Source organism: Corynebacterium sp. UMB0012 (assembly GCF_030216265.1).
Lineage (GTDB): Bacteria > Actinomycetota > Actinomycetes > Mycobacteriales > Mycobacteriaceae > Corynebacterium.
The window spans coordinates 134,543-148,831 of the sequence record NZ_JASOKQ010000001.1 but is presented as its reverse complement, the minus strand read 5'-3'; the positions used below and the strand labels follow the sequence as shown (position 1 = coordinate 148,831).

Below are 14,289 nucleotides of genomic sequence, written 5' to 3'. Positions count from 1 at the left end.
CTTCTTGCCCTCAATGGTGTCTTAGTCTACCCCGCGCACCGCAGTGACAAAGCGGGGCGTTCCCGTCAGGTCTTGCAGCGGGGCGATCTGTTCAAAGCCGCCGTGGCGGACCAATGCGGCTTGTACGGCCTCGCTCGTGGAATCGTCGTGTTCGATGGCTAACTTGCCGCCTGGGCGTACAAGGCGCGCAATGGTCGGGATAAGGCCTGTGATGACCCCCATCCCATCCGTACCGGCAAAGACCGCGTTATGCGGGTCATGATAGACCTCCGGTTCAAGATCCGAGGTCTCTGGCACATAGGGCGGGTTGGTCACGAGCAGGTCCACGGTCCCATTCCATTCCGCCAAAGTATCGTCGACCGTGGCGTCAGCCTGGATGACCTCTACCCCGGTGTTACGGGTATTGGCTTGGGTATAGGCTAGGGCGGCGTCGGCAAACTCCACTGCCTTCACCTGCGCGTCAGGCAGATAGTGGTGGAGGTAGAGCGCCAACGCGCCCGTGCCGGTGCACAAATCAACCAGCCGCGGGCCTTCCGCATTGCGCACCGCCCAGTCCGCCATAACCTCGGTTTCCGGCCGCGGGATAAACACGCCCGGGCCCACCTTGAGCTCCAGCGGGCCGAACCAGGCGCTGCCTAACACGTACTGCAAAGGCTCGCGGTCCTCCCGGCGGCGAAGCAGCGCATCAAAGGCCACGTCGAAGCCGGGCATAGAAGACTGATTGAGCGGGATATCCATGTGGCCGCAGTGGATGAGGTGCGCGGCCATAATGCGTGCATCCCATTCAGGGCTGGCCACCCCGGCAGCACGAAGGCGCTGCACCCCGCGGCGCAGCGCCTGTCCATACGTGTTATCCACGCTGGTTTAACCCTCGGCCTCGAGGCGCTCGGCACGCTCTTGGTCCTGCAGGGCCTTAATAAGGTCATGCATGTCGCCATTCAACACAGAATCCAAGTTATTGGCCTTGTAACCAATGCGATGATCCGTGATGCGGTTTTCCGGCCAGTTATAGGTGCGGATGCGCTCGGAACGGTCCATGGTGCGCACCTGGGAGGCGCGCTGCTCGCCGGCCTCAGCCTCGCGGGCCTCGCGCTCCATCTGATCCAGGCGGGCCTGCAGGACCTGCAGCGCACGCGCCTTGTTTTGAATCTGAGAACGCTCCTTCTGGCAGGTCACGATAAGCCCAGTGGGCAGGTGGGTGATACGCACCGCGGAGTCGGTGGTGTTCACGCCCTGACCGCCCTTACCGGAAGAGCGGTAAACGTCGACGCGAATATCCTTGTCATCGATATTGACGGACTCGACCTCTTCCGGCTCCGGGTAGACCAGCACGCCGGCGGCAGAGGTCTGGATGCGGCCCTGGGACTCAGTGACCGGAACGCGCTGTACGCGGTGCACGCCGCCCTCAAACTTGAATACGGACCATGCACCATCGCGCGACGGGGACTTGGAGCGGAAGGAAATGGTCATATCCTTCACGCCGCCCAGATCGGACTCATTGAGGCCCAAGACCTCCCAATTAAAGCCCGTCTTATCCGCATAGCGCTCGTACATGCGGGCCAAGTCACCGGCAAAGAGGGCTGCTTCTTCGCCGCCCGCGCCGGCCTTGATTTCCATAATGATGTCCTCGGAATCCTGCTCATCGCGCGGCGCGAGCAGGTCAGCGAGCTTTTCTTCCAAGTTCTCCACGGACTTTTCTAGCCGGTCCGCTTCCTCCTGGAAGTCATGGTCCTCATAGGCCATCTCCTTGGCATCGGCGAGATCCTCGCGCGCCTGGGTGAGCTCATCATTGACCATGATGATGGGTCGCAGCTCCGCGTAGCGCTTGGAGAGCTTGCGGAATTGCTTCTGGTCGCCGGCTACTTCCGGATCGGCCATCTGCATCTCAATGCCCTGGTACTCGGACACGATGTCATCAACGAGTGAAACCTGATTAGACATAATCTTCTTCATCCTTATCCGCAGCCATCGGGGCCGAGGAGGCCACCTGCATCAAGAACTCGCCATTGGAGCGGGTCTTCTTCAGCTGCTTAATGAGCAGGTCAATGGCCTGGTGGGAATCCAGGGCGGAGAGGATGCGACGCAGCTTGGTCATGATGCGTGCTTCCTCTGGTACGAGCAGCAGCTCGTCCTTACGAGTACCGGACGGGTTAACGTCCACGGCTGGGAAGACGCGGCGCTCAGAGATGCCACGGTCCAGCTTCAGCTCGGCGTTGCCCGTGCCCTTGAATTCCTCGAAGATGACGGTATCGCCGGTAGAGCCGGTCTCCACCATGGCGGTGGCGATAATCGTCAGCGAACCGCCCTCTTCGATATTGCGGGCGGCACCCAGGAAGCGCTTTGGCGGGTAGAGCGCGTTAGAGTCCACGCCGCCGGAGAGAATGCGTCCAGAAGCCGGGGAGGAATTGTTATAAGCGCGACCCAAGCGGGTAATGGAATCCAGCAGAACCACGACGTCCTTGCCTTGCTCCACCAGGCGCTTGGCGCGTTCGATAGCCAGCTCTGCCACGGAGGTGTGCTCTGATGGCGGGCGGTCAAAGGTGGAGGCAATAACCTCACCGTTGACGGAGCGCTGCATGTCCGTAACTTCCTCAGGGCGCTCGTCTACGAGAACGACCATGAGGTAGCACTCCGGGTTATTGGTAGAAATCGCGTTGGCGATATTCTGCAGAATCGTCGTCTTACCAGCCTTTGGCGGGGAGACGATAAGCGCGCGCTGGCCCTTACCAATCGGCATGATGAGGTCAATGACGCGGGTGGTGAGGATCTTCGGATCCGTTTCCAAACGCAAGCGCCTATTCGGATACAGCGGGGTGAGCTTATTAAAGTGCGGGCGCTGCTTTGCGCCTTCCGGATCGATGCCGTTGACGGTATCGACCTGTACCAGCTGGTTGTACTTGCGACGGTTGCGGCCATTGCCGTGCGTATGCGTCGGGCCGGAGACCTTGACCTGGCCAGTGATGGCGTCACCAGAGCGCAGGCCCAAGCGGCGGACGATGCCGTTGTTCACAAAGACGTCGGAAGCCGCGGCGCGGTAGCCCGTGGTGCGCAGGAAGGCGACATTATTGTCTACGACATCCAAGATGCCGCCGACGGCCTGCAGCTCATCGCCCTCGCGGACCTGCAAATCGTTGCCGCCGTTATTGTCATTATTATTTCCGCGGCCGCGGCGGTTGCGGCGGTTGCGGCGCCCACGGCGGTTGCCGCGCTCGTGGTTGTTGTTGTCCTCGTGGCGATTGCCGCGCTGCTTATTATCGCCGCGGTCATTCTTCTCGCCCTGATTATCGGAGCCGTCCTGGGAGTTATTGTCGCGGTTGTCCTTAGTGCCGCCCTGCTCCTCGTTGCGGTTGCGCTCCTCGCGCTCTTGCCGTTCCTGGCGCTCCTGACGCTCTTGGCGGCGGGCGCGGTTGCGGCGAGCGCGGCGGGCCTGGGAGCGCGACTCATAGCGCTGCTCCTCGCCAGATCCCTGCTGGCGGTTATCCTGCTTCTCGCTGGATTCTTCCTGCTTTTCCGCCTTCTGTGGCGCATTTTCCTGCGGCTTATCTGCCTTCTCAGGCTTCTCTGCCCTTTCCGCCTTTTCTACCTGAGCGGCCTTTTCCACCTTGGCCTTGGCCTTAGGCGGAACCTTTCCGGTCTTGATGGCGGTGATGAGATCCCCCTTGCGCAGGGCAGAGACACCACGTAGGCCGCGCTCTGCGGCCATTTTGCGCAATTCCGGCAGCTTCAGGGATGCAAGATCCTGTGCTGCGGTGTTGTCCGTTTCGCTCACGGATATCCTTTCGTTGCTTGACCAGGTCCGATTATGCGGGAGCCGCCGCAGCCTTTGCTCGCGGCGTTGCACTGGAAGCCAATGTGTATTTTTCTAGGACTTCTCGCCCTCGTGCCAAGGCGCATGCGCGTCCTGCCGGGCAATAAGTATGAGGCCTCTTCCGTGTCCTTATGGAGACTTCGCACAGCGAGTGCACGAACCGGAAGAAATCAAGAAACGACTGCGGGCAAAAATACTTCTCTGGGCCCGAATGCATAGGAAAGGGGAGCTAAAACTTTCCAGTTTCCTACCAGTCGCGAACAAGTATAACGCATAGGACGCAACGCCCGCACCATGACACCGCTACAGTAGAGGCATGCTTTCCACGATGATGGATATCCCCCTCTCCCTGACCCGCATTTTGGAATACGGCGCCTCGGTGCACGGGGACACCACGGTTACCACCTGGCACGGTGAGGGCACCGGCTCGGAATTCGATCCGGCCGAGGAAGTTACCTTCCGCGATATCGCTGCCCGCGCCGCCGCGTTCGCCCACGCCATTCACGATGAATTGGGTATCACTAGCGATGAGCGCGTGGGCAGCTTTATGTGGAATTGCGCCGAGCATTTGGAGGTAATGTTCGGCACCGCCTGCAAGGGCGCAATTTTTGCCCCGCTGAATAAGCAGCTGATGAATGACCAGATTCGCCACATTATTAACCACGCGGAAATCTCCGCCATCGTGTGCGATCCACGCCTGGCGCAGCAGCTGGGCAAGGTGCTCGTGGGCACCGACTCCGTGGGAAGCGTCATCATCACCGGCGCCCAACCAGCGCAGCAGTTTGCCCACCTTTTCCCCCGCGGGGTTGAGGTCTATTCCTATGAGGCTCTTATTGACGGCCGGTCTACCGTCTATGACTGGCCCGAACTAGATGAGCGCACGGCCGCGGCGCTGTGCTATTCCACGGGCACCACGGGCGCTCCCAAGGGAGTACTATATTCGCACCGGTCCCTCTACCTGGAGGCCATGCAGCTGCGTTCCTCGGACTCGCTATGCATTACCCACGGCGAGACCTTCCTGTGCTGCATTCCCATCTGCCACGTGCTCAGCTGGGGCGTTCCCTTCACCTGTTTCATGACGGGCACCCCGCTGGTGCTTCCCGACGCCGACGTGTCCGCCCCCACCCTTGCCAAAGCCATCGCCGCTACTTCTCCGCGCGTGGCACACGGCGTGCCCACCATCTGGATTCAGCTCTTTGTTCACTACATGCACCATCCACCAGAGCGCATGACGCTCACGGAGATCTACGCCGGCGGCTCCCCCGTCCCGCCGACGCTGATCAAGATGTGGGAGGAGCGCTACGGCGTCGATGTGGTCCATGTATGGGGCATGGTGGAAACCTCCACCGTGGGCAGCGTTGCCCGCCCGCCCCAGGGTGCCTCGGGCGATACCCGCTGGGCCTACCGCGTATCCCAAGGTCGCATCCCCGCGTCACTGGAATACCGCGTGGTCAACGATGGGCAAGTCGTCGCCCGCACCGACCGCAATGCCGGCGAGCTGCAGGTGCGCGGCAACCTGGTCACTGGTTCCTACTACCACTCGCCCACCGCTGAACCGGGCGAAATCGCCTCCGAATTCCGCGGCAAGCAAGTCGAGGCCGCGGAGGATAAGTTCACCGCCGATGGCTGGCTGCGCACTGGCGACGTCGGCTCTGTTACCAAGGACGGCTTCCTTACCGTGGAGGACCGCGCCCGCGATGTCATTCGCTCCGGCGGCGAATGGATCTATTCCGTCCAACTAGAAAACCTCATCATGTCTGACGAGCTTGTCGTCGAGGCCGCCGTGATTGGCTACCCCGATAAGCAATGGGTCGAGCGCCCACTCGCCGTCACAGTATTGGCCGAGGGCGCCTCGCCCACCATCGAGACCGCAGAACGCCTGCGCGCCAGCATGCGCAAGGAACTGCCGAGCTGGATGCTGCCAGAGTATTGGACCTTTGTGAAGTCCATCGATAAGACCTCCGTGGGCAAGTTCGATAAGAAAGATTTGCGCGCCCACCTGGCAGAGGGCGAGTACAACATCATCCGGCTCAAGGGCCCGGGTGAATCCCAGCGCCTCGATGCCACCAACGCCGCCGATTTAAGCCGGGAAAACTAGGAATAAATTCGCGTCAGTCGCCGTTGCAGCTTGGTGTACCTCGTCCTCTCTCTTAGACTGGCACCAATGACCTCTTCCTCCCAGCAGCCCGTGGTTTCCCTGCCCCTGCCTACCGTAGGCCGAGCGAAACCGCCGGCGGATCTGCCTGCACCGGCCGCTGATGGCACGCGCGCACTGTTGGATCGCTATGGGCGCCAAGCCCGTGACCTGCGCGTCTCGCTGACGGATCGCTGCAACCTGCGCTGCACCTACTGCATGCCGGCCGAAGGCTTGGAGTGGATGCCCACAGAGCAAACCTTGAGCGATGAGGAAACCATCCGGCTGATCCGGATAGGCGTCGGCAAGCTAGGCATCCGCCAAGTGCGCTTTACCGGCGGCGAGCCCCTGCTGCGCAAGTCGCTGGAGAAGATTATTGCCGCGACGAAGGAGCTGCGCACCGACCAGGGCCGCTCCCCATCCACCGCGCTGACCACCAACGGGCTTGGCCTAGAAAAGCGCGCCGGCGCCCTCGCCGCGGCCGGGCTCGACCGCATCAATATTTCGCTCGACACCATCGACCGTGAGCGCTACGCCGCGCTCACCCGCCGCGACCGGCTCGACCACGTGTTGCAGGCCATCGCCGCCGCGGATGCCGCGGGCCTGCATCCCATCAAGATCAACGCCGTAGTCATGCCCGGGGTCAACGAAGAAGACATCGTTCCACTGACAGACTATGCCGTCCACCACGGCGCCCAGCTCCGCTTCATCGAGCAGATGCCGCTCGGGCCCCGCGAGCAGTGGCGCCGCGAGGACATGATCACGGCCGAGGATATCCTCGGCCGCCTGCGCACCCACTTTTCTATGGCGCCGGCACGCGAACCACGCGGTTCCGCCCCCGCCGCCCTGTGGGAGGTCAGCGCTCCGGACGGCACGCGCGGCACGCTGGGCATCATTGCCTCGGTCACCCACCCCTTCTGCGGCGATTGCGACCGCACCCGCCTTACTACCGACGGCGCCATTCGCAATTGTCTCTTTGGCAATTCCGAAACCCCGCTGCGAGACCTGCTGCGCTCCGGCGCGAGCGATGCAGAGATCATGGAGGCTTGGGCCGGGGAAATGTGGACCAAAAAGCCCGGTCACGGCATCGACGACGAGGGCTTTCTCCAACCAGACCGCCCGATGTCCGCCATCGGCGGCTAACCTGAGTCTTATGTCCACGCCCCGCAGCATCTCCGCGCACCTCGACGCCGTACTCGCGCTGGCTTCCACGCCACCGGCCGAGTCCGCACCAGTCGATGCCTCCCTCATCGGCCGCATCCTCGCCGCCGACGCCACCGCGCGCTTTCCCGTGCCACCCCATGCCAATTCAGCGATGGATGGCTTCCTCGTCCATGCCGCGGATCTTTCTTCCTCCGCACCGTGGACCCTCCCCGTCGCCGGCGATGTACCGGCCGGCGCGGCTCCCATCGATGTGCCCGCCGGCCACGCCGTGCGCATCATGACCGGCGCCCCCGTGGCCGATACCGCAGGGATGCTCGTCGTCCCAGTCGAAAACACCACCACCCCGGCCGGCCCCGTAGCACTTCCGGACGAGGTCACCATCACGGAGGCCCCCACCAAGGCACATATCCGCCCCGCCGGCGAGGACATCCAGCCCGGCGCGCCAGTCGCCACCGCCGGCACGCTTATCGATGCCGCCGTCATCGCCGCCCTCACCTCCGCCGGCGTATATACCGTCGCGGCCTACCGGCGCCCGCGCATCGCGGTCATTTCTTCCGGCGAAGAACTCGTCTCTTCCCCAGCGCAGCTCGCCCCCGGCCAGCTGCCGGATTCCAATGGCCCGATGCTCGCCGCTCTCTGTGGCGCAGATACACACGTCCATGTGGGCGATGCCCCTGCGGACCTAGCCTCTGCGCTAGATGAGCTAGCCCCGTCCCACGACCTCGTCATCACCTCGGGTGGCGTATCAGCCGGCGCCTTCGACGTCGTCCACACCGTACTTGGGCGCACGGATTCCGCGTGGTTCGGGCACGTCGACCAGCGCCCGGGTGCCCCGCAGGGCTACTCCCTGTGGAATAACACCCCGGTTCTGTGCTTGCCCGGAAACCCTGTGGCAGCCTTCGTCGATTTTCAGCTGTATGCCCGGCCACTTATCGCCGCACTGTCCGGACACCCCGCGCCACGCCAACGGGTCAACCTGCGCGCCCGAGTGGACACGCGCCTTCCCGCCTCCCGCGGCCGGCCGACCATTGTTCCGGTCACCGTAGACTTTCAGGCAGCGCCCGCCATCACCTCGCACCTGCCCCACGGCAGTCACCGCATCGTGTCGCTGGCCGGCAGCAATGGCTTTTGCCTCATCGACTCCGAGCCGCCGGCCATGGGCGAGGACATCACCGTTTATCTGTATTAAGGAGCAACCATGGAATTTACCCACCTGAACACTGACGGCGCCGCCTACATGGTCGACGTCACCGAGAAGCAGCCCACCGTGCGCACCGCCACTGCGGAGGGCGAGGTCGCCTGTTCCCCCGAGGTCATGGCCGCCCTGCGCGATGGCACCGTGCCCAAGGGCGATGTCCTCGCGGTAGCCCGCATTGCTGGAATTTCGGCCGCCAAGAAGGTCCCCGAGCTACTTCCCTTGGCACACACCATCGGCGTGCACGGCTGCACGGTAGAGCTCACGCTTGCCGACGACCACGTTTCCATCTCCGCCACCGTCCGCACCGCCGACCGCACCGGCGTGGAAATGGAGGCGCTTACGGCCGTAAATGTCTCCGCGCTCGCCATTATCGACATGGTCAAGGGCGTGGATCGCTCCGCGTATATCCGCCGCTGCGGAATCGTGGCGAAATCCGGCGGCCGCTCCGGGGACTGGTCCCGCACCCTCCCGGAGTCCTAATGCTCGGCGCGGTCATCCTCGCCGGCGGTCACGGCAGGCGCATGGGCGGCGCCGATAAGGCCTCCCTTTTTGCCCACGGCACGCGCTTTATCGACCGCCTGCTTGCCCAGCTTCCCTACGGCACCCCGACCGTAGCCGTCTCCCCGCATCGCCTCGGCCTGCCCCAGGTGTGCGAGTCACCGCTCTACGGTGGTCCCGTCGCCGGCATCGCGGCCGGCGCCCAGGCGTTATCCCACTGCTCCGAGCTCGCCCTCTTCGCCGTGGATGCCCCCGATTCGCCGCTGCTGCTTCCCCGTCTGCGCTCGACCCTCGCTTCCTCCACGGCCGATGCCGTACTCACCCGCGCCGCCGACGGCTACCTCCAGCCGCTGTGTTCCCTCTGGCGCGCTCCCGCGCTCCACGCTCAGCTCGAATCCCTTCCTACGACTCGGAATGTCTCCGTTCGCCGCCTCATCCGTGGCGCCAACTTCATCGAGATTCCCGGCACCGGCGCCGAACGCGACTACGACACCCGTGCGGAGCTGCGCGAGGTTCCAGCGTTCCCTCGGCCCACCGCCCTTCGCGCTCACCGGCAGCCGCTCAGCTAGTCCTCCACCTCCGCCCGTGAGCGCCAAGGGAGAAGTCTCCGCTTTCCCGCCCTTCGCGCTCACGGCGGGCATGAAATATGACCAAGAACGGTCGCTGGTGAGCGCGAAGGGCGGGAGGGGCAGGGGCCGAACCGCGGGAGAGAGCTACTCGGTAACGATGAACTTGCCGTGCTGGCCCTTCTCCGCGTTAGTCATGATGTGATTGACAAAGGAATAGGTACCGGGCTCGTTGAAGGTCATCTCGACGAATCCTCCTTGCGCCGGGAGGAGGTCAAGGGCTTGTGAACCGGTGGAGTCTTCATTCTTGATGAGGTAGGCGCCTTCCTTGTAGGCGGTATCGAATTGTTCGCCTACAACATGGAAGCTCAGCGGTTGGTCGGGGCCTAGATTGGTCAGCCACAGGCGGACGGTATCGCCTACCTTGGCTTTGATGGGCTCTGCATCGTATTGGCCAGGGTAGTAATTGAAGGCCATCAGGTCGAAACGGCCGTCGGCAACGCGCTGGGCGTCGGCGCCGGTGGATTCCTCGCCCAGGAAGACATCGGTAGCCATGAAGTTATACTCCGCGTCAACGGGCTTGAGGTCCGGCGGATCGATGATGACATTGCCGGCCATGCCGTTGGCGATGTGAAGGGACATGGGCATAGTGGAGCAGTGATACATCCAGATGCCGGAGCGATTTGCGGTGAACTTGTAGGTCAATTCCTCGCCCGGCTGGATGGATTTCATGGTCTTATCTGGGTTGACCTCGCCGGCGTGGAAATCAATGGAGTGGGCCATGGAGCCCTCGTTCTTGATGGTGATTTCGAACTTATCGCCCACCTTGCCACGCAGGGTGGGACCAGGAGCTTGACCATTGAAGAGCCAGCGCATCTGCTTGATGCCGGGGGCAACCTCCACGACTTCCTCGGTCATCGTCCAGGTCTCTTTGTGCGTCTTCGTCTCAGCGGCCGGCTGCAAAGAGGCGTCGAAGGCGGAAAAATCGTCGCGTTGTGCGCCGAGTTCGGCGGCGGTTGGCACGTCTACGTGCGGGTTGCTAGCAGAAGACACCGCATGGTCATGTCCTGCAGCGGCCCCGTCTCCCACGTTGACCTGGAAGGTCATGCCCTGCATCTTGTGGCCGGCGATGGTGCAATAGCCTTCCTCGGAGGAGTCGATGACTCCGGCGTCGAGTTGGACGGTCTCGCCGGGGTCGACGCGGCCGGTTTCGGCGTCGCCAATCTTTAAGTCATGGACTTGGTCGCCGGAGTTGGTGAAGTTGACCACCAGGTGGGTGCCGGGCTCGATATCGATGGACGAGGGGGTAAAGGCCATGCCGTCTACGCCCACGTCAACGGTCTGCGTTTCGCCAGAGGATACCGGTGCTGCGGACTCCGAACCCTTACCAGTGGAATTGACCACCGCGAGCGCGATGACCGCCGCCAGCGCGATGCCAATGAGCAGCCACGAGGCCCAGGAGGAATCTTTGGGTGCGGGTTTGTCCGCAGGTTGTGAGGAAGAAACGCTCAGCATTTAACTCTCCAGTCTTTTCTTAAGGTAGATGGCTCGGCCGACGGCGATAACGTTGGCGGCAAGGCCTATCCCCATCATGATAAGCCCGGCCACGGTAGCGCCCAGCAATGTCAGCAGTCCGCCCAGGTTGATGAGCAGCAGACGGGCGTAGCCGGTGCGCTCCGCGGTATTAGGGCGTGCGCCGGTAAGAATGGGTAGCAAGTGGTGAAGGACGCCGGTGACCAACTGCAAGAGGCCGGCGCCGAGGAAGGCAGGCAACAAAACCAGCGTGATGGTGCGCGGGTAGGCGCCCACCGCTGCGGAAATGGCGTCACCGGCACACAGCGCCAGCATCCACAGCAGTCCGGCGATAACGGCCACGGTGGCGGTGGTCAGCCGCGGCGAGCGCCCCATAACGGTGGCAAGCACCGGCTGGATGATGAGCACCGCCGCCAGGACCACGAGCAGTTGGGCCACGCCTGCGGCGCGGGTAAGGCCCACCGCATACAGCGCCATCGCCAGGGACAAGCCAACGCAGTGCACGATGAGCGCGCGAGTACATCGCGCGCGAGCGGTGGGCGAAATCGCGGTGGCCGATAGCGTGGGGAGCAACGTGACCACGGTGCCGATGACGGTAAGCCACGCGAAGCCCCAGATCATGCCGCGCGAGTGGGCGCCGACGAGGAGGGAATACTCGCCTACCCCATTACCGCTGAGGATGACCAGCACCACGGAGGCAATCATGAACACGGACGCCGCGATATAAAAGGGCACGGTCACGGCAAAAGAACCAGACAATGAGCCGCGCAGGCGCCGCGCGATGAACCACAGGTGCCAGGTGAGGGCGGCGATGATGAGGGCAGAGGCGGCGTCGGCAAGCGGGCCCCAGTCATACCCCGCCCTATCAATGAGCAGCAGGATAAGCCCGAGCTGCACAAGGCCCACGCGACTGCCGACGCCCCGATAGTCCCCGCCCGCAGTCCGGGTCAAGGCCTCGGTGAAATGAGTGGAAAAGACGATGATTGCCGTGGTCAGCGCACCAATGGTGAAGGGATGGATGATATCCCACCACGCCACAGGAGCGCCCAAGGATGCAGCAATGAGCAGGCCGAGACCGGTAAGGATCCACAAGCCGATAAGGGCGGCGCTCAGGGTATGCCAGCGGCCGCGCGCGGCCAGGGATACGTCATGAATGCGCACGTCGCCCCTCCTTCGCAGTCAAGGCAATGCCGCAGGCGAGAAAAATTAACACAGCGAATATCGTAACCACCCCGCCGGTGTGGAGGGCCGAGGTGTGCTCGGCGCAATCGGCAAGGATGCGCAGCGCGAGGCCGCCATGTAAGAGCGCCACCGGCACATAGAGCACCGGGCGGTACGGCAATCGGCGGCGGATAACGGAGGTGAAGATGATAGGTGCGTGCGCGAAAATCATGGACATGACAAAGCCCAAGAAGATGGCGTGCACTGAGGCATCATAGGCAAAGCCGGTGGACTGTCCGTGCAGCAGCCAGAGGTAGCCGCCGAGAGCGAGCCAGCCGTAGCCGGCCAACATGCACGCCGCCGAGTAGCGCGGCAGGCCGTGAGAGCGCACCAGATTCTTGGCCACGTCCACCCGCGCGGTGGCCGCAGCGATGGCAATGAGCATCAAGCCCATCGCGCGATAGCCCACCGCTGGGGCAAGCACGTAGATGACAGCGGCCGCCGCCAGCCCCAGAACCAGGAGGGTGAGGTGGTTTTCGGCGCGGGTTCCGGCCATGGTGACGCGCGCTAGTTCCATGCGCTCGCCGATGATGGTGGCCACGGCGTAGAGGACGCACAGCGGCATCGCCGCGGTGAACCCCGGCCCCATGGCCCATAGGGCGGCGGCTGCTACTCCCCCGATTACTCCGGCTGCCTGCACCAAGATCGCAAGGCTCGCCTGACGGCGATAGATGGTGGCGTAAATGAAGCCAAGGACGAGGAAGCTGGCGGCAAAGCACACTGCGGGGACCGCCCGCGGCAGGCCGGCGAGAATGCCCATTACGCCGACAACGTGGCACACGGGCCCGGCCCATGCCCAGGAGGTGCGCACGGCAACGGTGCGCTCAAGGCCGATGGCTCCGCCCACGAAACCGAAGACCATGAGCGGTCCGTGGTCGGCGGCGAAGGACGCTCCCGGGGTAACATTCAGCCCCAAGAGGGTGGCACCCGCAACCAGACCTACCAGCAGGGACAGTCCTGCGAAGGCGAGGAAGATGAGGCGATGCGCCACGCTATTGTTTTGCACGGGTTTTATCGTACTAATATTGCTAACAGAGCGAAACTCGCACCCCTTAAGAAAGGACCACTCGCTATGCAACTACCCATCTCCGATGCCAATAAGCCACACTCCATCCCAACTCTGAATGCCTCCGAAATTCCGCACGCCGTTCGCCACGGCGCCATCCACGGCGCACTCGGCACCCTCAACGTGGGCGAAGCAATGATCCTCATCGCCCCGCATAATCCGGTTCCCCTGCTCAAGGAGGTCGAGGCTCGCGAGGAGAACTTCGAGCTGGACTACCTCAAGGAAGAAGAAAACGATTTCCACATCAAGTTCACTCGCGTGAGCTAAACCATTGCCGGGGCGGAGGGCTATCCTGGATAGGTCACACTCTCCGCTGTAGAAGGAGCCCTCCGCAGATGAAGAAGCGCGCCGCCGCACTCCTCGCCGCCCTCGCATTCGCCCTAGCGGCCTGCGCTCCCCCAACGTCAACGACCTCCGCCCAGGACGCGGATGCTCCCACGCTCAATGTCCTGGCTGCATCCTCCACCCGCGTCATCAATGACGAACTCACTTCGCGCGCAGGCCAGCTCACACCGCCGGTAAATCTGAACTTTGAAAATGGCGGCTCCTCCGATTTGGTAAGCAAGCTGCGCGAAGGCGCCCCGGCTGATCTTCTCCTCACGGCATCGAAAAAGACCATGGATAAGGCGGTGCAGGATGGCACGGTTGCCACGCCCGAGGTGCTTGCCACCAATGTCATGGTCATGGTTGTACCCAAGGGCAACCCGGCGGGAATCCAGTCAGTGGAGGATCTCGCCCGCTCCCACCACTTCGTGCTGTGCGATCCCCAAGTTCCCTGTGGCGATATCTCCTCCCAGATCATCGACGATAAGCACCTGGACGTCCACCCTTCCTCCCAAGAGCGCCAGGTGGCTGACGTATTAGGCAAGGTTGCCTCGGGCGAGGCCGATGCAGGGTGGGTCTACTCCACCGATGCCGCCGCGGCCGGCGACGATGTTGAGGTGATTGACCTTCCTGGGGCAGAGAAATTCTCTAACCAGATCGTGGGCGCCGTAGCCAAGGATGCGTCCCACCCCGATCAGGCTCGCGCGGTGCTCGATATCTTGAGCGGCGACTTTGCGTCCACCTGGCGCGACCGCGGCTTTAACCCGGCGGAGTAGT

Annotated in this window: 13 protein-coding genes; 7 read left to right on the top strand and 6 right to left on the bottom strand. The window is 63.1% G+C overall.

Going from position 1 to position 14,289, the window contains the following annotated elements; translation table 11 throughout:
* Positions 1 to 21 precede the first annotated feature (21 nt).
* From prmC to rho, 3 genes are read right to left on the bottom strand one after another with little or no spacing between them, the layout of a single operon-like run.
* Positions 22 to 858, bottom strand: coding sequence for a peptide chain release factor N(5)-glutamine methyltransferase (gene prmC / locus QP324_RS00695; RefSeq protein ID WP_284813911.1), 837 nt, complete (start codon positions 856 to 858; stop codon positions 22 to 24).
* 6 nt (positions 859 to 864) lie between these two features.
* Positions 865 to 1,941 carry a peptide chain release factor 1 gene (prfA, locus tag QP324_RS00690; protein ID WP_239228092.1) on the bottom strand — a complete coding sequence of 359 codons (1,077 nt, stop codon included), beginning with the start codon at positions 1,939 to 1,941 and terminating at the stop codon, positions 865 to 867.
* Positions 1,934 to 3,769 (bottom strand): transcription termination factor Rho, encoded by a 1,836-nt coding sequence (gene rho / locus QP324_RS00685; protein ID WP_284813909.1) that lies wholly within the window; start codon positions 3,767 to 3,769, stop codon positions 1,934 to 1,936. The genes prfA and rho overlap by 8 nt, the downstream gene beginning before the upstream one ends.
* A 355-nt stretch (positions 3,770 to 4,124) precedes the next feature.
* On the opposite strand from rho, the gene QP324_RS00680 reads away from it, so the two are divergent.
* From QP324_RS00680 to QP324_RS00660, 5 genes are all read left to right on the top strand, one after another.
* Positions 4,125 to 5,906 (top strand): long-chain fatty-acid--CoA ligase, encoded by a 1,782-nt coding sequence (locus QP324_RS00680; protein WP_005327634.1) that lies wholly within the window; start codon positions 4,125 to 4,127, stop codon positions 5,904 to 5,906.
* Between the two features lie 66 nt (positions 5,907 to 5,972).
* A complete protein-coding gene (moaA, locus tag QP324_RS00675; protein WP_284813907.1) occupies positions 5,973 to 7,085 on the top strand; it encodes a GTP 3',8-cyclase MoaA in 1,113 nt (370 codons plus the stop codon).
* Between the two features lie 10 nt (positions 7,086 to 7,095).
* On the top strand, positions 7,096 to 8,295 hold the full coding sequence (locus tag QP324_RS00670) for a molybdopterin molybdotransferase MoeA (RefSeq protein ID WP_284813905.1): 1,200 nt from the start codon (positions 7,096 to 7,098) through the stop codon (positions 8,293 to 8,295).
* A 9-nt stretch (positions 8,296 to 8,304) separates the two neighbouring features.
* Positions 8,305 to 8,784, top strand: coding sequence for a cyclic pyranopterin monophosphate synthase MoaC (moaC, locus tag QP324_RS00665; RefSeq protein ID WP_284813904.1), 480 nt, complete (start codon positions 8,305 to 8,307; stop codon positions 8,782 to 8,784).
* Positions 8,784 to 9,371, top strand: coding sequence for a molybdenum cofactor guanylyltransferase (locus QP324_RS00660; protein WP_284813902.1), 588 nt, complete (start codon positions 8,784 to 8,786; stop codon positions 9,369 to 9,371). The genes moaC and QP324_RS00660 overlap by 1 nt, the downstream gene beginning before the upstream one ends.
* A 144-nt stretch (positions 9,372 to 9,515) precedes the next feature.
* On the opposite strand, the gene QP324_RS00655 is transcribed toward QP324_RS00660, so the two are convergent.
* From QP324_RS00655 to QP324_RS00645, 3 genes are read right to left on the bottom strand one after another with little or no spacing between them, the layout of a single operon-like run.
* Positions 9,516 to 10,883, bottom strand: a complete 1,368-nt coding sequence (locus tag QP324_RS00655; RefSeq protein ID WP_284813900.1) for a multicopper oxidase domain-containing protein — start codon at positions 10,881 to 10,883, stop codon at positions 9,516 to 9,518.
* The gene (locus QP324_RS00650; protein ID WP_284813898.1) at positions 10,884 to 12,062 is read right to left on the bottom strand and encodes a beta-carotene 15,15'-monooxygenase; all 1,179 of its coding nucleotides are present in this window, start codon (positions 12,060 to 12,062) and stop codon (positions 10,884 to 10,886) included.
* Positions 12,049 to 13,128, bottom strand: a complete 1,080-nt coding sequence (locus QP324_RS00645; RefSeq protein ID WP_284813896.1) for a hypothetical protein — start codon at positions 13,126 to 13,128, stop codon at positions 12,049 to 12,051. The genes QP324_RS00650 and QP324_RS00645 overlap by 14 nt, the downstream gene beginning before the upstream one ends.
* A gap of 66 nt (positions 13,129 to 13,194) precedes the next feature.
* On the opposite strand from QP324_RS00645, the gene QP324_RS00640 reads away from it, so the two are divergent.
* The gene (locus tag QP324_RS00640) at positions 13,195 to 13,455 is read left to right on the top strand and encodes a DUF2249 domain-containing protein (RefSeq protein ID WP_239235769.1); all 261 of its coding nucleotides are present in this window, start codon (positions 13,195 to 13,197) and stop codon (positions 13,453 to 13,455) included.
* A gap of 68 nt (positions 13,456 to 13,523) precedes the next feature.
* Positions 13,524 to 14,288 carry a molybdate ABC transporter substrate-binding protein gene (modA, locus tag QP324_RS00635; RefSeq protein WP_284813894.1) on the top strand — a complete coding sequence of 255 codons (765 nt, stop codon included), beginning with the start codon at positions 13,524 to 13,526 and terminating at the stop codon, positions 14,286 to 14,288.
* The last annotated feature ends 1 nt before the right edge of the window (position 14,289 follow it).

Coding starts and splice junctions, on each gene's coding strand:
- QP324_RS00680 (WP_005327634.1), top strand. CDS start 4,125: ATGCTTTCCACGATGATGGATATCCCCCTCTCCCTGACCCGCATTTTG.
- QP324_RS00655 (WP_284813900.1), bottom strand. CDS start 10,883: ATGCTGAGCGTTTCTTCCTCACAACCTGCGGACAAACCCGCACCCAAA.
- prfA (WP_239228092.1), bottom strand. CDS start 1,941: ATGTCTAATCAGGTTTCACTCGTTGATGACATCGTGTCCGAGTACCAG.
- moaA (WP_284813907.1), top strand. CDS start 5,973: ATGACCTCTTCCTCCCAGCAGCCCGTGGTTTCCCTGCCCCTGCCTACC.
- moaC (WP_284813904.1), top strand. CDS start 8,305: ATGGAATTTACCCACCTGAACACTGACGGCGCCGCCTACATGGTCGAC.
- modA (WP_284813894.1), top strand. CDS start 13,524: ATGAAGAAGCGCGCCGCCGCACTCCTCGCCGCCCTCGCATTCGCCCTA.
- QP324_RS00640 (WP_239235769.1), top strand. CDS start 13,195: ATGCAACTACCCATCTCCGATGCCAATAAGCCACACTCCATCCCAACT.
- QP324_RS00660 (WP_284813902.1), top strand. CDS start 8,784: ATGCTCGGCGCGGTCATCCTCGCCGGCGGTCACGGCAGGCGCATGGGC.
- QP324_RS00670 (WP_284813905.1), top strand. CDS start 7,096: ATGTCCACGCCCCGCAGCATCTCCGCGCACCTCGACGCCGTACTCGCG.